At 60.8% G+C, this 18,284-nt stretch carries 15 protein-coding genes and 1 tRNA gene; 5 read left to right on the top strand and 11 right to left on the bottom strand.

Annotated elements, in window-relative coordinates; genetic code table 11:
- Positions 1 to 23 precede the first annotated feature (23 nt).
- From PQQ95_RS31525 to fdnG, 3 genes are read right to left on the bottom strand one after another with little or no spacing between them, the layout of a single operon-like run.
- Positions 24 to 689 (bottom strand): formate dehydrogenase subunit gamma, encoded by a 666-nt coding sequence (locus PQQ95_RS31525; protein WP_408444905.1) that lies wholly within the window; start codon positions 687 to 689, stop codon positions 24 to 26.
- Entirely contained in the window at positions 676 to 1,608 is a 933-nt protein-coding gene (gene fdxH, locus PQQ95_RS31520; protein ID WP_408444903.1) for a formate dehydrogenase subunit beta, read from the bottom strand. Before fdxH ends, PQQ95_RS31525 begins: the two co-directional genes overlap by 14 nt.
- Before the next feature lie 9 nt (positions 1,609 to 1,617).
- Positions 1,618 to 4,686, bottom strand: coding sequence for a formate dehydrogenase-N subunit alpha (gene fdnG, locus PQQ95_RS31515; RefSeq protein ID WP_408444901.1), 3,069 nt, complete (start codon positions 4,684 to 4,686; stop codon positions 1,618 to 1,620).
- Between the two features lie 263 nt (positions 4,687 to 4,949).
- On the opposite strand from fdnG, the gene selD reads away from it, so the two are divergent.
- From selD to PQQ95_RS31500, 3 genes are all read left to right on the top strand, one after another.
- The gene (gene selD / locus PQQ95_RS31510) at positions 4,950 to 6,014 is read left to right on the top strand and encodes a selenide, water dikinase SelD (protein ID WP_408445058.1); all 1,065 of its coding nucleotides are present in this window, start codon (positions 4,950 to 4,952) and stop codon (positions 6,012 to 6,014) included.
- Positions 6,015 to 6,146: 132 nt separating this feature from the next.
- Positions 6,147 to 7,214, top strand: a complete 1,068-nt coding sequence (gene mnmH, locus PQQ95_RS31505) for a tRNA 2-selenouridine(34) synthase MnmH (RefSeq protein WP_408444898.1) — start codon at positions 6,147 to 6,149, stop codon at positions 7,212 to 7,214.
- 33 nt (positions 7,215 to 7,247) lie between these two features.
- The gene (locus PQQ95_RS31500; RefSeq protein WP_408444895.1) at positions 7,248 to 8,303 is read left to right on the top strand and encodes a permease; all 1,056 of its coding nucleotides are present in this window, start codon (positions 7,248 to 7,250) and stop codon (positions 8,301 to 8,303) included.
- 189 nt (positions 8,304 to 8,492) lie between these two features.
- Here PQQ95_RS31500 and PQQ95_RS31495 read toward each other — a convergent pair.
- The 8 genes from PQQ95_RS31495 to PQQ95_RS31460 form a co-directional block, all read right to left on the bottom strand.
- A tRNA-Val gene (locus tag PQQ95_RS31495) sits at positions 8,493 to 8,569 on the bottom strand.
- 122 nt (positions 8,570 to 8,691) lie between these two features.
- Positions 8,692 to 10,182, bottom strand: coding sequence for a M81 family metallopeptidase (locus PQQ95_RS31490; RefSeq protein WP_408444893.1), 1,491 nt, complete (start codon positions 10,180 to 10,182; stop codon positions 8,692 to 8,694).
- Complete coding sequence (locus PQQ95_RS31485; RefSeq protein ID WP_408444892.1) at positions 10,179 to 11,459, bottom strand: Zn-dependent hydrolase; 1,281 nt, start codon at positions 11,457 to 11,459, stop codon at positions 10,179 to 10,181. Before PQQ95_RS31485 ends, PQQ95_RS31490 begins: the two co-directional genes overlap by 4 nt.
- Before the next feature lie 33 nt (positions 11,460 to 11,492).
- Complete coding sequence (locus PQQ95_RS31480; RefSeq protein WP_408444889.1) at positions 11,493 to 12,194, bottom strand: ABC transporter ATP-binding protein; 702 nt, start codon at positions 12,192 to 12,194, stop codon at positions 11,493 to 11,495.
- Positions 12,191 to 12,958 (bottom strand): ABC transporter ATP-binding protein, encoded by a 768-nt coding sequence (locus tag PQQ95_RS31475; protein ID WP_408444887.1) that lies wholly within the window; start codon positions 12,956 to 12,958, stop codon positions 12,191 to 12,193. The genes PQQ95_RS31480 and PQQ95_RS31475 overlap by 4 nt, the downstream gene beginning before the upstream one ends.
- Positions 12,955 to 14,034: a branched-chain amino acid ABC transporter permease gene (locus PQQ95_RS31470; RefSeq protein WP_408444884.1), complete on the bottom strand. Its 1,080-nt coding sequence runs from the start codon at positions 14,032 to 14,034 to the stop codon at positions 12,955 to 12,957. Before PQQ95_RS31470 ends, PQQ95_RS31475 begins: the two co-directional genes overlap by 4 nt.
- Entirely contained in the window at positions 14,031 to 14,891 is an 861-nt protein-coding gene (locus PQQ95_RS31465; RefSeq protein ID WP_408444882.1) for a branched-chain amino acid ABC transporter permease, read from the bottom strand. The genes PQQ95_RS31470 and PQQ95_RS31465 overlap by 4 nt, the downstream gene beginning before the upstream one ends.
- 85 nt (positions 14,892 to 14,976) lie before the next feature.
- The gene (locus tag PQQ95_RS31460; protein WP_408444880.1) at positions 14,977 to 16,185 is read right to left on the bottom strand and encodes an ABC transporter substrate-binding protein; all 1,209 of its coding nucleotides are present in this window, start codon (positions 16,183 to 16,185) and stop codon (positions 14,977 to 14,979) included.
- Positions 16,186 to 16,459: 274 nt separating this feature from the next.
- On the opposite strand from PQQ95_RS31460, the gene PQQ95_RS31455 reads away from it, so the two are divergent.
- Positions 16,460 to 17,305, top strand: coding sequence for a FadR/GntR family transcriptional regulator (locus PQQ95_RS31455; protein ID WP_408444878.1), 846 nt, complete (start codon positions 16,460 to 16,462; stop codon positions 17,303 to 17,305).
- A 400-nt stretch (positions 17,306 to 17,705) separates the two neighbouring features.
- Positions 17,706 to 18,170, top strand: coding sequence for a hypothetical protein (locus tag PQQ95_RS31450; protein WP_408444875.1), 465 nt, complete (start codon positions 17,706 to 17,708; stop codon positions 18,168 to 18,170).
- Positions 18,171 to 18,284 lie beyond the last annotated feature (114 nt).

The raw sequence follows: 18,284 nt of genomic DNA, 5'->3' as shown, positions 1-18,284 counted from the left end.
CTTCTGCCTATCCTTTAGCGATCCTACTTGCCGATCATTTCCTTGAACCAGTTCGGATGATGCTTTCTCGCCCAGCCGTAGGTCACGGTGCCGCGCGTCATCGCGCCGATCGATCCCTTGATCCACAGCGCCGCATAAATATGCACGACGATGCCGACGATCAGCACGAACGCAGCCGCAGCATGAACCAGCGCCGCGAGACGGACGATCTCGATCGGAAAATAGAACGAGAAATAGCGCCGCCAGATCACGATGCCGCTCGCCAGCAAGAGCAGCAGGCAAATCACCATGGTGAAAAATAACAGCTTTTGACCGGCGTTGTACTTTCCGATTGCAGGGAGCTTTTCCTCGCGATTGTTGAGCACGTCGTCGATCTGCTTCATCCACTGGATGTCGGCGCGGTCGAGCAGATTGTGATGCCAGAAGCGCAACGCAAGAATCAGGAACGACAGGAACATCACACAGCCGACAAACGGATGCAGAATCCGTGTCCATTGCCCACCGCCGAAAATCGCGTACAGCCACGACATCGCCGGATGAAACATTGCAAGGCCGGACAGCGCCAGCAGGACAAACGTGATCGCCGTGATCCAGTGATTCGTCCGTTCATTCGGCGTGTAGCGCTCGATCAGGCTGTTGCCTTTCACGTCTTTCAGCACGACATGCTCGTGATTTTCAGTGCGCTTCATCGGATGCCTCCTGCGAACGGCGTGCTTCGTCAGCTTCGTGCTGTGCTTCGGCCTCTTCCGCCTCCGTCACCTCGTTCGGACCGACACGCGTGTAGTGGAAGAAGCCTGCTAACGCAGCGAACGCAATACCTGCCAGCGCCAGCGGTTTCGCCAGACCTTTCCAAAGGTAAACCATCGCGCTGATCTTCGGATTCTGCGGTAAGCCGTGATACAGGTTGGCTTTGTCGGCGTGATGCAGCACGTACATGACATGTGTGCCGCCCACGCCGGCAGGATCATACAGACCAGCGTTCTGGAACCCGCGCTCCTTCAGATCGACGATTCGATCCGCTGCCTGCTGCTTCATGTCTTCCTTGGTGCCGAACATGATCGCGCCGGTCGGACAGGTCTTCACGCATGCAGGTTCCTGACCGACAGCCACGCGATCCGAACACAGCGTGCACTTGTACGCACGGTTGTCCTTCTTCGAAATGCGCGGCACGTTGAACGGGCAACCGGTTATGCAATAGCCGCAGCCGATGCAATTTTCCTCGTGAAAATCCACGATGCCGTTCGTGTACTGCACGATCGCGCCCGGCGACGGACAGGCCTTCAGGCAACCCGGGTCTTCGCAGTGCATGCAGCCGTCCTTGCGAATCAGCCACTCGAGATCGCCTTCGGTATTCTCGTATTCCGAGAACCGCATGACGGTCCACGAATGCTCCGACAAATCGCGCGGGTTGTCGTAGATGCCTGTCGTCGTGCCGATCTCGTCGCGCAGATCGTTCCACTCCATGCAGGCCGTCTGACACGCCTTGCAGCCAATGCACTTCGATACGTCGATGAGCTTGGCAACCGTGCCCGTGACCGGCTCACGCACCTGGGGTTCAGGCAAGGTCGTGGCCGAGAGGCGTTTGATATCCAGTGATTGCAGTGCCATCTCTTTTCCTTATGCCTTTTCGACCTTGACGAGGAACGACTTGAATTCCGGTGTTTGCGAATTCCCGTCGCCCACGGAGGGCGTCAGCGTATTGACGAGATAGCCCGGTTTCGCGAGCCCCTTGAAGCCCCAATGCAGCGGCAACCCGACTGTCTGTACCTTCTTTCCTTCGATCATCAGCGGTTTGATCCGCTTGGTGACGAGCGCAATCGCAATGATATGGCCGCGATTGGACGACACCTTCACGCGATCCCCCGCGACCACGCCCACTTCCTTCGCCAGATCCTCGCCGATCTCCACGAACTGTTGCGGCTGCACGATCGCGTTCAAACGCGCGTGCTTGGTCCAGTAGTGGAAATGCTCGGTCAGACGATACGTGGTGGCCGTATGCGGGAAATTCTCATGCGTGCCGAAGGCGGCCCGGTCGTCCGGGAACACGCGCGCTGCCGGACTGCTGACAACCGCCTTGTTATCCGGATGCAGCGGGTTATAGCCCAGCGGCGTTTCAAACGGTTCGTAGTGCTCGGGGAACGGACCTTCCACGAGACCGTCGCGCGAGAAAAAGCGCGCCACGCCCTCCGCGTTCATGATGAACGGGTTCATGCCGTTTTCAGGCGGCTCGTCCACCTTGAAGTCGGGAATATCCGGACCGCTCCACGTCTTGCCGTTCCACGCGATCAGCTTGCGCGTGGGGTCGAACGGTTTGCCGCTGACGTCGCACGAAGCACGGTTGTACAGAATCCGCCGGTTCGCAGGCCACGCCCACGCCCAGTTCAGCGTATTGCCGATACCGGTCGGGTCCGAGTTGTCGCGGCGGCCCATCTGGTTGCCTGCCTGAGTCCATGCACCGCAGAAGATCCAGCAACCGCTTGCCGTGCTGCCGTCGTCGCGCAACTGTGCAAATCCCGCCAGCTGCTCGCCCTTTTTGGCGAGCACCTTGGTTTTGTCGGTAGCGTCGGTTACGTCGGCGAGTGCACGGCCATTGAACTCCATGGCGATTTCTTCAGGCGTCGGGCTTTCCGGATCGGCGTACGGCCAGCTCATGTTGAGAATCGGATCGGGATACTTGCCGCCCTTCTCCTTATAAGCCTGACGAATCCGCAGCCACAGCCCCGACATGATCTCAAGATCGCTCTTCGCCTCGCCCGGACCGACGGCCCCCTGCCAGTGCCATTGCAGCACGCGGCTGGAACTGACCAGCGAGCCGCGTTCTTCGGCGAAACACGTGGTGGGCAAACGGAAAACTTCCGTTTGAATCTTCGACGGATCGACGTCGTTGAACTCGCCGAAGTTCTTCCAGAACTCCGACGTTTCCGTAGCGAGCGGGTCCATGATGACGAGCCACTTCAGCTTGGCTAGGCCCGCGCCGATCTTCGCCTTGTTCGGCGCCGCGGCGAGCGGGTTGAAGCCCTGCGCGATGTAGCCGTTCATCTTGCCTTGATTCATCAGCTCGAAAACCTGCAGCAGGTCGTACGACTTATCGAGCTTCGGCAGATAGTCATAGCCGAAGTTGTTCTCGGCGGTCGCGTTATCGCCCCACCATGACTTCATGAAACTGACGTGGAAGGCGCGATAGTTGCGCCAGTAGCTCCACTGGTTCGGCCGCAGCGGCTGGCTCGCGCGCTTCGTGATGAAGGCGTCGAAGTCCTGTTCGGCTTCCATCGGCAGCGTCATGTAGCCCGGCAACAGGTTCGACATCAAACCCAGGTCGGTCAAACCCTGGATGTTCGAGTGACCGCGCAGCGCGTTCATGCCGCCGCCCGCAATGCCGATGTTGCCCAGCAGCAATTGCACCATCGCGCCGGTGCGGATGATCTGCGCACCGATCGAGTGATGCGTCCAGCCGAGCGCATACAGGATCGTGCCGGCACGCCCGGGGACGGCCGTCGACGCCAGCATCTCGCACACCTTGAGGAATTTGTCCTTCGGCGTGCCGCAGCTCCGCTCGACCTGTTCGGGTGTATAGCGCGAGTAGTGCTGCTTCATCAGCTGATAGACGCAGCGCGGGTGTTGCAGCGTCGGATCGATTTTGGCGTAGCCGTCGTCGCCGCGCTCGTAGTCCCACGTGCTCTTGTCGTAGCTGCGTTTATCCGCGTCGTAACCGGAATACAGGCCGTCCGTGAACGAGAAGTCCTCGCGCACGATGAACGGCATATCCGTGTAATTCTTGACGTACTCGTGCTGAATCTTGTCGTGGGTGAGCAAATAGTTGATCACCCCGCCCAGGAACACGATGTCCGAGCCGGTCCGAATCTGCGCGTAGTAGTCCGCCACCGAAGCCGTGCGCGTAAAGCGCGGATCGACCACGATCAACCTTGCCTTGCGATGCGCCTTCGCTTCCGTGACCCACTTGAAACCACACGGGTGCGCCTCGGCCGCATTGCCGCCCATCACGAGAATCACATCCGCGTTCTTGATGTCGACCCAATGGTTCGTCATCGCTCCACGGCCAAACGTCGGGGCAAGACCTGCCACCGTCGGGCCATGTCAAACACGTGCCTGATTATCGAATGCGAGCATGCCAAGACTGCGGACAGTCTTGTGCGTCAAATATCCCACTTCATTACTACCGGCCGATGCAGCGAGCACGCCGGTGGTCAGCCAGCGATTGACCTTCTTGCCGTCTTCCGTCGTTTCGACGAAATTGGCATCCCGGTCCTCCTTCATTAGCCTGGCGATACGATCGAGCGCGTCTTCCCACGAAATGCGCGTCCACTCATTCGAGCCTGCCGCGCGGTACTCCGGATACTTCAGACGGCTCGGGCTGTGAATGAAGTCGATCAGGCTCGCACCCTTCGGGCACAATGTGCCGCGGTTCACCGGATGATCGGGATCGCCTTCGATGTGGATGATGCTGGACTTTGCATTCTTGGCGTTGTCGCCGAGTCCGTACATCAGGATGCCGCAGCCCACCGAACAATATGGGCAAGTGTTGCGGGTTTCGGTTGTGCGCGACAGCTTGTACTGACGGACCTCGGCTAGCGCGGGTGCCGGAGAGAAGCCCATGAGGGCCAAACTTGATCCGGCGAGCGTGGTAGCGGAGACCTTCAGAAACTGTCGCCGGGACATGTGGGTCATGTAGCGGCCTCGGCTCTTTTTGGGATACTGATAACGATTATAGAGGCCGATATGAAGTCCTGCAGCCAGACTGCTCAACTCCCAAGCATTGTTAAATATGAAGTGATGCAGCCGGTTTAACAGAACCGGGCATGATTCCTTTTGCATACGTTGATTGTGTCCGCAACCGCCAAGGCGTGGGCGGAGTGGGCGGACGCCCTCCTGCGCCGCGCGCGTACAACCGCCATAATGGGGTTATTCAGCATCCGGAATCCGCGCCACCCATGACCGACACCCGCCCCACCGCAAGCCCTTCGCCCCGCCTGACCAGCCTGTCGCACGGCGGAGGCTGCGGCTGCAAGATCGCCCCCGGCCTGCTGGCCGACCTGCTCAAGCGCAGCGCGCCGCTGCCGTTCTTTCCCGATCTGCTGGTCGGTAACGATACGGCCGACGACGCCGCCGTCTACAGGCTCAACGACGAGCAGGCGGTCGTCGCCACGACAGATTTCTTCATGCCGATCGTCGACGACCCGTTCGACTTCGGCCGTATCGCCGCAACCAATGCGCTGTCCGACGTCTACGCCATGGGCGGCAAGCCGATCATGGCGCTGGCGATTGTCGGCATGCCGATCAATGTGCTGCCGCACGACGTAATCGCGGCGGTGCTGAAGGGGGGTGAGTCCGTCTGTGCCGAGGCCGGCATTCCCCTCGCCGGTGGGCATTCGATCGATTCGGTGGAGCCCATCTACGGCCTCGTTGCGATCGGCGTGGTCGATCCACGGCGCGTCAAACGCAATGCCGGTGCGCGGGCGGGCGACGTGCTGATCCTCGGCAAGCCGCTGGGCGTGGGCGTGCTGTCGGCTGCGCTGAAAAAAAACCGGCTTGATTCAAACGGCTATGCCGCGATGATCGCGGCCACGACCCAGCTCAACCGGCCCGGCGCGGCGCTTTCCGCGCTCGACGGCGTGCATGCCCTCACCGACATCACCGGGTTTGGCCTGCTGGGCCATACGCTGGAATTGGCCCGCGGGTCGAATCTGACCGCCCGCGTGCGCTATGCGGATCTGCCCTGGCTGCCGGACGTGGCCGGCTTCGTGGAGGCCGGCATTTTTACCGGCGCTTCGGGGCGCAACTGGGACGCTTACGGCAAGGACATTGTTTTGACTTCCTCATTGCCGTCGACGGCGCGGACCCTGCTCACCGATCCGCAAACCTCCGGCGGCCTGCTGGTTTCGTGCGCGCCGGAAGCCGTCGACGACGTGCTCGCCCTGTTCCGCGCCGACGGTTTCGACGAAGCATGCGTGATCGGCGAAATGGTCAGTGGAGACAGACGAGTCGAAGTTATCTGAGCTGCGAGCGGGTTTCGTCGGCGAAGGTGAGGCGCAGGGTCTGGAAGCGGGGCGGCCCTGCGCGGCCAGCCTGCATTGACGGTGCATGCGATAATTTCGCTTCTCCCGCTGGTCCGCTTCGTCCGCAACCCCTTGAAAAACCTACTCGTCAGCCTCGACAAAGCCGGTGATTTCGATGAAATCGTCGACGTGCGCACGCCCCTCGAATTCGCCGAAGATCACATTCCCGGTGCGCTCAACGCACCCGTGCTGAGCAACGAAGAGCGCGTTCTGGTCGGTACGACTTACAAGCAGGTCTCGCCATTCGAAGCCACGCGGATCGGCGCGGCGCTGGTTGCGCGCAACATCGCGCATCACCTGGAAACCACCTTCGCCGACCGGCCACGCAACTGGCGGCCGCTGATCTATTGCTGGCGCGGCGGGAAACGCTCAGGTTCGGTCACAACGTTGTTCAATATGATCGGCTGGCCGGCACGCCAGCTGGACGGTGGTTATAAAAGCTACCGGCGCGCGACACTGGACTCCCTCGACACATTGCCGAAGCAGTTCAACTACATCGCGCTGGTGGGTCCGACCGGCAGCGGCAAGACACGCCTGCTCGAGGCGCTGCGTCAGGCGGGCGCGCAGACGTTGGATCTCGAAGCGCTGGCTGCCCATCGCGGCTCGCTGCTCGGCGCATGGGCCGGGGTTGTACAGCCGTCGCAAAAGCGCTTCGACACGCTACTCATGACTGCCCTGCGCACGTTCGATCCCAAACGGCCGGTGTTCGTCGAAGCGGAGAGCCGGCGGATCGGTTCGATTACGCTGCCGCTCGCGCTCCTCGACACGTTCCACCAGGGCGCCTGCGTCGAGGTGTTATCGAGCCGCGAAGACCGCGCGACGTTCCTGCTGCACGACTATGCGCATCTGTTCGACGATCCTGAAGCGCTGAAAGCGCAGCTGCAGAAGATGATCGGCCTGCATAGCCGCGAACGCATCGCGGGCTGGCAGCACCTCGTGGATGAAAATAGCCGGGCTGAACTCGCTCACGAGTTGATCGAACAGCACTATGATCCCGCTTATGCGCGCAGCAGCCATCAGCATTTCGTGCAGTTGCCGCATGCATTGGAAATGAGTTTTCGGCCCAACGACGCCGATATCGTTGAACAGGCGAAAGTCCTGCTTGCTCAACTCGACAACAGTGCGCTCACCGTCATCTGACTAAAAACTAACGTTAATTCAAGACCATTCATCATGCAATCAACCCTTCGGCAGCCCCGTGTCGCCCTCGGCTGGATCGTGTTTGTGCTGATCGCGGTCGTCGGACTCTTCTATGTGAAGTGGTTTCCGTACTACAACCGCGCCTTCGTCGCCGCGGGCCAGCATTCCATCGGCAAGTCGATCCTGATGGGTACGGCGTCGAGCGCGCCACCGGCCTCGTGGCAGGCGGCCATCGATTACGCACTGGCCTACGGCAAGGCAATCTGGCAAGCCATGGTGCTGGGCCTGCTGCTGGGCTCGGCGGTGCAGGCGCTGATTCCGCCGCAATGGGTCGCGCGCGCGCTCGGCCGGACCGATTTCAGCAGCGTGGTGAAGGGCGGCCTGATGTCGTTGCCGGGCATGATGTGCACGTGCTGCGCGGCGCCGGTCGTGGCCGGCTTGCGCGCCCGTCAGGCCGCACCGGGCGCGGCGATCGCGTTCTGGCTCGGCAATACCGCGCTTAACCCGGCTACGCTGATTTTCATGGGCTTCGTGCTGGGCTGGCAATGGATGGGCTTGCGGCTCGCCCTTGGCCTTGTGATGGTGTTCGGCCTCGGCTATCTGGTGAACCGCATGGTCACGCCGAAGGAAGCCGACGCGTCGCGCGAAGCCATGGCGCAACTGGTGTCCAGCGACGAACCGGGCACCGCGTTCACGCGCTGGGTGAAAATCCTCGGAACCATGACGCTGCGGCTGATTCCTGAATACATCGTGCTGGTGCTGATTCTTGGCGCGGCGCGCGCGTGGCTGTTTCCGCACATCGGACCCGGCATCGACAACAGCCTGCTGTGGATCGTCGCTTTGGCGATCGCCGGAACGTTGTTCGTGATTCCGACTGCCGGCGAAGTGCCGATCATTCAGGCCATGCTTTCCTTTGGCATGGCTGCCGGTCCGGCCGGCGCGTTGCTGATGACGCTGCCGCTGATCAGCGTGCCGTCAATGGCCATGCTTGGGCGCTCGTTCCCCAGGCGCGTGCTGACGGTGGTGGCGCTGGCGGTGGTGATTTGCGGGGTGGTCAGCGGTTTATTGGCTGTCGCTTTGGGCTTCTAAGCGATGAAACGTATCGCAGCATGCTCTCTAACGAGTTGGTCGGCGAACGAATCGGGCCACGGCAAAATACAGGCAATACGGAAGGGGAGACTGACAGAACAGCCGCACGATAATGAAGTGCGCCGATGTGATGCAAGAACATGACAGCAGACGAAAGCGGAACCGCTTTCGTCTACGTCACTTATGCGTTGGTAGGCTCGATTGGATTCGAACCAACGACCCCCACCATGTCAAGGTGGTGCTCTAACCAACTGAGCTACGAGCCTTTAGAGGCGCGAATTATAGAGACTCCGGGCGCGTCGCACAAGCCCTGCGCCGCAAGTAAGTTCACGAACGGTGTCCATCGATTCGTTGCGTAATTCGTTGCGCGTTCGTCGCTCAACGTGCGTCAGTTCGTCGACGCCCACTCTGTCTGCGTATCCAGTGGAAAAACCGGCCGCTTCACATGCTCGAATTTGAACAGCCCATAATCCGAACTCGTCACACCCCGGCTATCGCACTCCACCAGGGCCGCGGCGATCGGCACAAAGACCGGGCGGCAGTACATGCGTGATTTGAGCAACAGGAAACGCGCGCGACGCGGATCGATGCCGACGCTCTCGAATACGCCGAGGTCCCACGGTTCGTGCGTACGCTCGGTCACGACGAGCTTGACTGTGCCGGTGTCGAGCACCGCCGCGCCCCCCATGAACGCACGCTGGCCGGTATAGGTCGGGCCGCTGATCACGTATTCGCCATCGGTCAGCGCGCGCACGATGCCGGTCACGGCGACCGGCGGCTGCGGCGTCACCGCGCTGCTTGCGACCTTGTTGCCGATCGTCACCGTTACCGTGCTGCCCACGCCCGCCGCCATCAGCGCCGCGACGGCTTGCGGATCGCACAGCGGGCCGCTCACGATCCCTTCGAGCTTCTGCTTAAGCGCTTCCTCCAGCAGATCCATCGTGTCGCACGTGCCGCCCGACATGCAGTTGTCGCCGTGGTCGAGCAACAACACGGGTTTATCCACGCCCTGTGCGAGCGTAGCACCCTGGGCGACCGACTCGGCCAGCGGCGCGCTGCGATAAACGAAATCCTCGCGCTGAGCCCAGATCTGTCGCGCGATGCGTTCAGCCACGGCCTCCGCCTGCTCACGCTCGCCGTTTCCCACCACCACGACGCTGATACACGGCGCCTCGATATCCGCGAGCGAAAAACCGGACAGCACCGACACGGCAAGCATGCCATCGGTCTCTGCTGCGCGCGCGGCGTCTACCGCACGCTTCATCGCGCCTTCGGCCGTCGCGCTGCGCAGCGTATGCGCGAGCAGCGGCGGCTGGCGCCATGCGATCACCGGCTTCGCCTTGCCGTGGACCAGGTCGAACATCAGACGCGCCGCATGCGCACCGGTCTCGTACATATCGACGTGCGGATAGGTTTTGAAACTGACGATCACGTCAGCGTTGTCGATCATCTTCTGCGTGACGTTGCCGTGCAGATCGAGTGCCACCGCGATCGGCGCGTTCGGCAGCGCGGCGCGCACGCGTTCGAGCAAATCGCCTTCACCGTCGTTCGTATTCTCAGCGACCATTGCGCCGTGCAGGTCGAGCATCACGGCGTCGCAGCCTGTTGCGGCCGCAACGATCGCGTCGCAGATCGTGTTGTAAGCAGCGGCCTCCACCGGTCCGCTCGGATTCGCCGATGCGGAAATGGGCGTTACGATGCCGGCATGCTCGCGCTCGGCTGCATCGATGAACGCAGCCATTGCGGTCTGCATGCCCTTGTTTTCGTTAAACGCGTCTTCGCCATAACTCGGGCCGTTTCGACCGAACGCGGCGAGCGGCGTGGCCACTGGCGAGAACGTGTTGGTCTCGTGGTTCATCCTTGCAATCAGGACTTTCATGCTTCGGCGCTCCCCGCCGTTTGCGCGGCGTTCAGCATCGCCTGCAATAGCACGTTGCAGCCGGCTTCCAGATGGTCCGCGCGCGCGTCTTCGATTTCGTTGTGGCTGATGCCGTCCTTGCACGGTACGAAGATCATCGCTGCGGGCGCGACGCGTGCGAGATAAACCGCGTCGTGACCCGCACCGCTAATAACGTCCATCGACGAAAAACCGAGCGTATCCGCGCCCTGCTGAACCGCCGCAACCAGATCCGCCGCGAACGGTTGAGGCGGAAAATACACCACCTGTTCCACGTCGACGGAGATGCCTGCCTTCTCACCTGCGGCCAAACAGGCAGCGCGTAGTGCGGCATCCATCTCTGTGAGCGAGGCATCATCGGCCGCACGCAGATCGACTGTCAGCGTCACGCGGCCTGGAATCACGTTGCGCGAATTCGGATGCACGTCGAGCCAGCCGACCGTCCCGCGTCCATGCGGCGCGTGATCAAGGGCAATGCGATTCACCGCGTGAATCAGATCCGCCGCGACGAGCAACGCGTCGCGGCGCAGTTCCATCGGCGTAGGCCCGGCGTGCGCTTCCATGCCGTGCACCGTCACGTCGTACCAGCGTTGTCCTAACGCGCCCTGTACGACGCCAATCGTCGTGTCATGCGCCTCCAGCACCGGCCCTTGTTCGATATGCGCTTCGAAATATGCGCCGACTGCATGGGGCGTTCCACTGTCGCCCGCATAACCAATTGACGCCAGTGCGTCGCGCACCGAGATGCCCTCGCGATCGCGTTGTTCAAGGGCATGCTCCAACGTGAACGCGCCGGCGAATACGCCTGAGCCCATCATTACCGGCACGAAACGCGAGCCCTCTTCATTCGTCCACACCGCGACTTCCAGCGGCGCGAGTGTCCGTATGTTGGCACCGGCCAGCGTGCGCAATACTTCGAGACCGGCCAGTACGCCGTAATTGCCGTCGAACTTGCCGCCCGTGGGCTGCGTATCGATGTGGCTGCCGGTCATTACCGGCGGCAGGTCGTCACGCAAACCCGCCCTCCGCGCGAAGATATTGCCGATCGCGTCGATCCGCACGCTGCACCCAATCTCTTTCGTCCACGCGATAAAAAGATCGCGCGCCTTGCGGTCCAGGTCAGTCAATGCGAGCCGGCACACACCGCCTTTATCCGTCGCGCCGATTTGCGCGAGTTGCATGAGACTGTCCCAGAGCCGCGCGCCGTCGACGCGCAGATCAGCGCGTGTCGCGACGGTTGTTGATTCATGAACTTGCATCGATGCTTCCTCGTAGTGAAGACAGCGTGAGTGTCAGACGACACCGACGCCCAGATAACGGTCCTTGATCGAATCGTCGGCGGCGAACGAAGCGTTATCGCCTTCGTAGACGATCACCCCCTGTTCGATGATGTAGTGGCGATCCGCGAGTTGCGTGCAAACTTCCAGGTTCTGCTCGACCAGCAGAATCGCGACGCCCGCTTCACGGATCAATTTGAGTTGCGCGACGATCTCTTCGACGATCACCGGTGCGAGACCTTCAACCGGTTCGTCGAGCATCAACAGCCGCGGATGATTCATCAACGCGCGACCGATCGCGAGCATCTGCTGTTCGCCGCCCGAGAGTTGTGCGCCACCGTTCGTGCGCCGCTCTTTCAGACGCGGGAATATGCGGTAGATATCGTCGAGTTGCCATGGTGAGTCTTTACGCGCGCCGAGCCTCAGGTTTTCCTCTACGGTCAGCAGACGAAAGACACCGCGATGTTCGGGCACGAAGCACACGCCGCGCGAAGCGATCTTGTGCAGCGGCATACCGTTAATGGCAACGCCGTTGAATGTCACCGTACCGCGTTGCGGTGTGACGACGCCGGCAATGGCTTTCAGCGTGGTCGACTTACCTGCGCCGTTACGGCCTAACAGCGTAACGGTCTCACCATCGTTGATCTGCAGGGACACGCCTTGCAGGATGTGACTCTTGCCGTAGAAGCCGTGAATCTGCTGCACGTCGAGAATCATGCGCGGCCTCCAGTGATCATGTTGCCGAGATAGGCGCTGCGCACGCGCTCGTCGCCGCGAATATCGTCCGGGCGCCCTTCCACCAGCACGCGTCCTTGTTGCATGACGGTGATGGTGTCGGAAATGTCCATCACGATGCCCATGTTGTGTTCGATCAGCACGACGGTGTAATCGTCACGCAGGCCGCGGATCAGTTGCTTCATGTCGTCGAGGTCGTCGATGCCCATGCCGGAAGTCGGCTCGTCCAGAAAGATCGCCTTGGGCCGCGCGGCGAGCGCCATGCCGACTTCAAGCCGCCGCTGCTGACCGTGCGACAGTGCGCCCGCGGATACCCCGCTAAAACGCTGCAGAGCGAGGCGTTCAAGCACACTGTCGACCGTTTCTGCGTGGGTGAGAGCGCCATGAGGCGGCGTCCACGCGTTCAACGCACGCACCGCGTCGACGCCCTGCGCGGCGAGCCGCAGATTTTCGCGCACGCTCAGATTGGCGAACAGGCTCGTCACCTGAAACGAACGCGCCACGCCGCGGCGCACGCGTTTGTGGTCGGGTTCATGCGTCACGTCATGACCGGCGAAAATGATCTTCCCTTCGGTGATGGGCAACGTGCCCGTCAAAACGTGGAAGAGCGTCGTTTTACCGGCACCATTCGGGCCGATCACCGAATGCACGGTGCGCGGCATGATGCGCAGATTGACCTCGGAGAGCGCCGTGAATTTGCCATACCGCTTCACCACGCCGCTCGCCTGCAGAATCGCTTCGCTCATGTGCGCTCCCTGGTTGCGTGGTTATCTGCGTGGTTATCTGCATTGTTGTCGGCACCGGCGGATGAATTGCGCCGCAATGCCTGCCAGATTCGTTCGCCCAAGCCCCATAGCCCGCGCTGCATGAAAAGGCTAACGGCGATCAGCACAATGCCGAGTAGCAACAGCCAGCGCGGCCACAACGTGGACAGCCAATCGGCGAACAGCACATAGAACGCCGCGCCCAGCACCGACGCGAACAGATTGCCCGTGCCACCGATGACCGTCATCACGAGAATCATCTCGCTCGTGTGGTAGTCGATGTTGGACAGCGGCGCGATGCCGGTCATCAGCGCATGCAGCGCGCCCGCGAGGCCCGTCACCGCGCCGGAAATCACGAAGGCCATGAGCTTGAAGCGCTTGACGTCGTAGCCAACCGCGGCCGCGCGCGCCTCATTGTCGCGAATCGCCAGCAACGTGCGGCCGAATACCGAGTGCGAGACGCGCATCAGCAACCAGAACACCACGAGGAACAGCACAGCGACAAAAGCGTAGTACTGCCATGGCGACGTCAACGGCACGAGTGCTTTTCCGAATAACCCCAGCGCCGGGCGTGGAATATCGAGCAAGCCGTTGTCACCACCGGTCAGATCAGGCGTGGTGTAGGCGAGGAAGTAGAACAGTTGCCCGAATGCGAGCGTCAACATCACGAAGTAAGTGCCGCGCTGACGAATCGAAAACCAGCCAACCAGTGCGGCAGCCGCCGCGCCGATCACGATCGCGGCAAGCAGCGCCACGGGGATCGGCATGGCTGTTTTCGTCAGGACGAGGCCCGCACAATAGCTGCCGAGTCCGAAGAAAATGCCCTGCCCGAAAGAGAGCAAACCTGTATGGCCAAGCAGCAGATTGCAACCGAGTGCGGCAAGAGCGAACACCAGTACTTCAGTAGCTAACGATCCCGAACGCAGCGTGAGGGGCAATGCACACACGACCAGCAACGCAAGCAGCAGGAAGCGATAACGATGCAATGCATGCTTCAGGCTGCGCTGCGTCGGCTGGAAAGACGCGTCTTGCACAGCGGGCTTAGAGGTATCAATCATGCCGCTCTCCCGAGCAAGCCGTTCGGCCGCAGCAATAATACCGCGGCCATCGCGACATAAATCATCAGCCGCGCGCCTTCCGGCCACAATGTACTCATCACGCTCTGCACGATGCCAACCAGCAACCCGCCGACCAGCGCACCCAGAAAATTGCCCATCCCGCCGACCACCACCACCACGAATGCGACGCTGAGCGCCTCGATGCCCATGAACGGATCGACGCCGCGAATCGGCGCTGCAAGCACGCCGGCCAGGGCAGCGGTAGCTGCGCCTAGCGCGAACACCAGGCTGAAGACACGCATCACGTTGATGCCGAGCAGCGACACCATCTCCGTCGATTCACTACCGGCGCGCACCGCGCTCCCGAGCCGCGTGCCTTCCAGCACCCACCATAACAGCGCAGCCAGCACGGCCGTGAAGCCGATCACGAACAGACGGTATTTCGGGTATACGAAACTGCCCCAGATCACCACGCCGTTCAGCATGTCGGGAACCGGCACGTTGTCGCCGAGCGGCCCCCAGATCAGGATCGCGCACTCCTGCACGACCAGGGCGAGACCGACCGTCACGAGAATATGAAACTCATGCTGTTGCGCGTAGACGTGCCGCAAGATCAACTTCTCGACGACCCATGCAAGCGCGCCGACAACGATCGGCACAACGATGAGCGCGGTCCAGAAATTCATCGACCACTGCATCGCCTGATAGCAGAAGTAAGCGCCGAGCAAATAGAACGCGCCATGCGCGAAGTTCACGAAGCGCAGCAGGCCGAACACGATCGACAAACCGACCGCAAGCAGGAAATACAGCATCCCCACTCCGATGCCGTTGACGATCTGCAGGAGATAAACGTTCATGGCGTCCGTCTAAAGGGTGTAGCAATGGGGCGTCGTTAATGAGCGTGCCGCGCTCGCTTGTGGGGCTGCGGCACGCGGGCATGCATCAGGCCATCTTGCAGCCGGTCTTGTCGAGTGGCAGAAACGACTGACCGGAACTCACGATATCTGCGTAGTCGTCGGCGTTTTTCATCTTGCTCTTCGCCTTGCCCTTCAGAAGATAGTAGTTCTTCAGTACCTGATGATCGCCCTTGCGGACTTCCTCCGCGCCGGTCAAGCCGTCGTATTTCATCCCCTCGAGCGTTGCAACCACTTTCTTTGGATCGACCGTGCCCGCTTTCACAATGCCATCGAGCAAGATCTTTGTGCAGATATAAGAACCCGCGAGGCTGTAGTTCGGATTGGCCTTGAACGCGCTATTGCTGCGTTTGACAAGATCGCGATTGAGCGGCGAGTCGATGCCGTGCCAATACTGTGCGCCGAAATAGACGCCGTCGCACAGGTCCGCACCAAGCGATTCGAACTGCTCCAGACCAGAAGCCCACGCGAGCAGAATCGTGCAGTTGTTCTTCATTCCGAAGCTCACAGCCTGGCGCAACGTGTCGGACGATTGCGATCCGAAGTTGAGAATCAGCAACACGTCAGGCTTCGCGGCGACTGCGTTCGTCAGATAACCGCTGAATTCCTTCTCGTTGAGCGAGTGGTAGCTATTGCCCACATGCTCAATGCCCTTTTCCTTGAAAATCGCCTTGGCCGCCGAGAGCAAACCGTCGCCGAATACATATTGCGGCGTGATGGTGTACCAGCGTTTTGCTTTCGGCATCATCTGGATCAACGGGCGCACGGTCTGTTCGATTGCACCGTAGGTCGGCACGGACCAGCGGAAAGTGGCGTCGTTGCAGTCCTTGCCGGTGATTTCGTCCGCGCCCGCCGTGGTGATAAAGATGCCACCGGCTTTCTGCACTTCTTTGCCCATCGCCAAAGCTTCGGAGGACAAAATACCGCCCGCGAAGAAACGCGCATTCTTCTGCTGTGCGATTTCCTGCACGCGGCGCACGGCCGTCGCGGGTTTGCCTTCGGTATCGAGCACCGTGTACGCGAGCGGTTGACCGAGTACCTTACCGTACTGCTCGATAGCGAGCTTCATGCCGAGGTCCGCGTACTTGCCGTTCGCAGCGAACGGGCCTGACATCGGCACCGGACAGGCAAACTGCAAGACCCCAGCCTGGGCGAACGCGCTACGCGAAACCAGCGAGCCCAACGTCCCCGGAACGGCCGACAATGCGGCCAGCTTCAACATATTTCGGCGATTCAAAATGACGCTCCTTAGGAAAGAGACACGCACTGACCGACTGCGAAACTGAAAGACTGCGCCAACGAGGACGAATGCTTGCTGGCCGCCGAGAGGTTTTCCACCATACGGCGTTTGTTCTATTTATCATGATAAATAGGTTGGACTCGATCGTAGGTACAATAAATTCTGGTGTCAATAAGGCAAAATTCCTGGCGGCAACGACACGGCTTTGCGTGTTAGGACGGGCCGGCGACCCATCGAAAGAACGTGCAGGACAAAACTGGGAGTAACGAAAATGGCCATGGATCGCGCCAAGGCTGGCGCCGCGATTGAGATCAAGCAGCAAAAGCGCGGCGACCTGGTCGCCGAGGAGATCAAGCGGCTCATCACCGAGAAGGACCTGAAACCGGGTGACCGCCTGCCGCGCGAGGTGGAATTGCAGCAGCTCTTTTCGGTGAGCAAGAGCACGATTCGCGAGGCGCTGAAGTCGCTCGAAGTGCAAGGTCTCATCAAGGTGACCACGGGCCCAAGCGGCGGCGGCATGGTGGTGGAAGTGCCGCTCGACCGCACGTTACAGCTCTTGCAGAACTACCTGTTCTTCAAGGACGTATCGATCGACGACATTTACACCGTGCGCAAATTGCTGGAGCCGGAGCTCGCGGCGGGTGCGGTGCCGCATCTGACGGAGCAGGACTTCGAAGCGCTCGAAGCAAGCATTGCGTGCTGCGATCGGCCGGCCTCGCCACATGGCGGGCAGGACATCGTTCGGCAACGTCAGGAAGATGTCAATTTTCACGACATCCTCGCAGCGGCGAATCCCAATCCGTTCCTGCGCTTCAGCTGCGAGCTGATCAACGAAATGATCCGGCAATTGATCGAGTTTCGTAACGACACGCCGCAGGTCGAACACGAACGTTTCGGTCTCGCCAACGTGAAGATCCACAAGGCGATCACGAAAGCGGCACGCGAACGCGACGTGGAAAAGGTGCGTGAGTTGATGGTGATTCACATGACCGAGGCGCCACGCTATGTGAAGCGGATGAAGGGCAAGCTGCGGGGCCGGTTGATTCTCGACTCGGAGATCCGCCGGCGGGTGAGGGCGCGTAGTGTGGCGCCGGCTGATGAGGCGGATCCGGAGTGACGTCGATTTGACAGGTGTCGCGGCCGGATGCTGCGGCGCCTGCAGCGGAGTGTGTGCTGCTTGCCTAGGTTGAAAGCGTACTAATAGTGTTTCCGCGATCGATCAAACGACTGGACACAACGATCGAGCAGTTCTGGTCTGTCCGAAATCGTTGAGATGTGGGACTTGGCAGTTTGAGAGGCTGTTCAGTTCGATACTGTGACAAAACCATGGGGATCAAAGGAATCCGGACGACCAAAATGAAAGCTCGGGCGTGCCAGTCGACCTATGCCGATTGGATTAGGAGAGCCATCCCGCCGCCGCTTGCGACAACGGATCGGGTTACGGTAGTCATATGAAGACTCAACCTTTTTCTGCCGGCGCCGTTATTGCATCTGCACAGGCATAACACTGGACCGTCATGGCACAACCCATTCCGTTTTCCCGCAATACTGGCGCAGCACGTGCCCGTCACGACAAAGCCATGCTGTTGCCGATCGCCCGGCAGGTCGCCGACGACCTTGCCCTGCGCGTGCATCTGGCGCTCGACGCCTTGCGCCGCGGCGCCGGCAGCACGAGCGATGCGCAAACGCTCACGCAAGTCATGCTATTGACGGGTTTTCTAGCGGAATCCGGTTTTGGTTCGACGACGGCCGAGCAGATCGGTGCGGCGGAGAGCGTGGTGTCGGCGGTTTTCGACACGGGCCGCGAGACCGGCGAGTGGAGATTGGATAGCGCAGGGTTCACGCTTTTCGCCGAAATCGCAACGAATTACGATCGGCAACTACACAGCGCCCCCCTTTGGGCGATCACCGATGCCAGCGAGCGACTCGACCGCTTCACCGCGGGCTTGTCATATCAGACACCGATGCGGAAAAGGGCCTAACCCGGATCGGAGACATAGGATGGCAGGGGACTCCCTGCCGGGGGTTTTCCGGCAATGTTGAAGGGCGTGACGCTGACGGAACAGGAGCTGCACCGGGCAGGGTCTCACGGCGGC

Origin of the sequence: Paraburkholderia caffeinilytica (assembly GCF_046030355.1) — a bacterium.
In the GTDB taxonomy this organism is placed as follows: domain Bacteria; phylum Pseudomonadota; class Gammaproteobacteria; order Burkholderiales; family Burkholderiaceae; genus Paraburkholderia; species Paraburkholderia caffeinilytica_B.
Note: the sequence above shows the minus strand (reverse complement) of the source record. Positions and strands in the feature narration are given on the sequence as shown.

Excerpts from the sequence above, each read along its gene's own strand:
- selD (WP_408445058.1), top strand. The coding sequence starts at position 4,950 with ATGACCGACACCCGCCCCACCGCAAGCCCTTCGCCCCGCCTGACCAGC.
- PQQ95_RS31470 (WP_408444884.1), bottom strand. The coding sequence starts at position 14,034 with ATGATTGATACCTCTAAGCCCGCTGTGCAAGACGCGTCTTTCCAGCCG.
- PQQ95_RS31475 (WP_408444887.1), bottom strand. The coding sequence starts at position 12,958 with ATGAGCGAAGCGATTCTGCAGGCGAGCGGCGTGGTGAAGCGGTATGGC.
- PQQ95_RS31450 (WP_408444875.1), top strand. The coding sequence starts at position 17,706 with ATGGCACAACCCATTCCGTTTTCCCGCAATACTGGCGCAGCACGTGCC.
- PQQ95_RS31500 (WP_408444895.1), top strand. The coding sequence starts at position 7,248 with ATGCAATCAACCCTTCGGCAGCCCCGTGTCGCCCTCGGCTGGATCGTG.
- PQQ95_RS31465 (WP_408444882.1), bottom strand. The coding sequence starts at position 14,891 with ATGAACGTTTATCTCCTGCAGATCGTCAACGGCATCGGAGTGGGGATG.
- fdxH (WP_408444903.1), bottom strand. The coding sequence starts at position 1,608 with ATGGCACTGCAATCACTGGATATCAAACGCCTCTCGGCCACGACCTTG.
- PQQ95_RS31485 (WP_408444892.1), bottom strand. The coding sequence starts at position 11,459 with ATGCAAGTTCATGAATCAACAACCGTCGCGACACGCGCTGATCTGCGC.
- PQQ95_RS31455 (WP_408444878.1), top strand. The coding sequence starts at position 16,460 with ATGGCCATGGATCGCGCCAAGGCTGGCGCCGCGATTGAGATCAAGCAG.
- PQQ95_RS31525 (WP_408444905.1), bottom strand. The coding sequence starts at position 689 with ATGAAGCGCACTGAAAATCACGAGCATGTCGTGCTGAAAGACGTGAAA.
- PQQ95_RS31490 (WP_408444893.1), bottom strand. The coding sequence starts at position 10,182 with ATGAAAGTCCTGATTGCAAGGATGAACCACGAGACCAACACGTTCTCG.
- PQQ95_RS31480 (WP_408444889.1), bottom strand. The coding sequence starts at position 12,194 with ATGATTCTCGACGTGCAGCAGATTCACGGCTTCTACGGCAAGAGTCAC.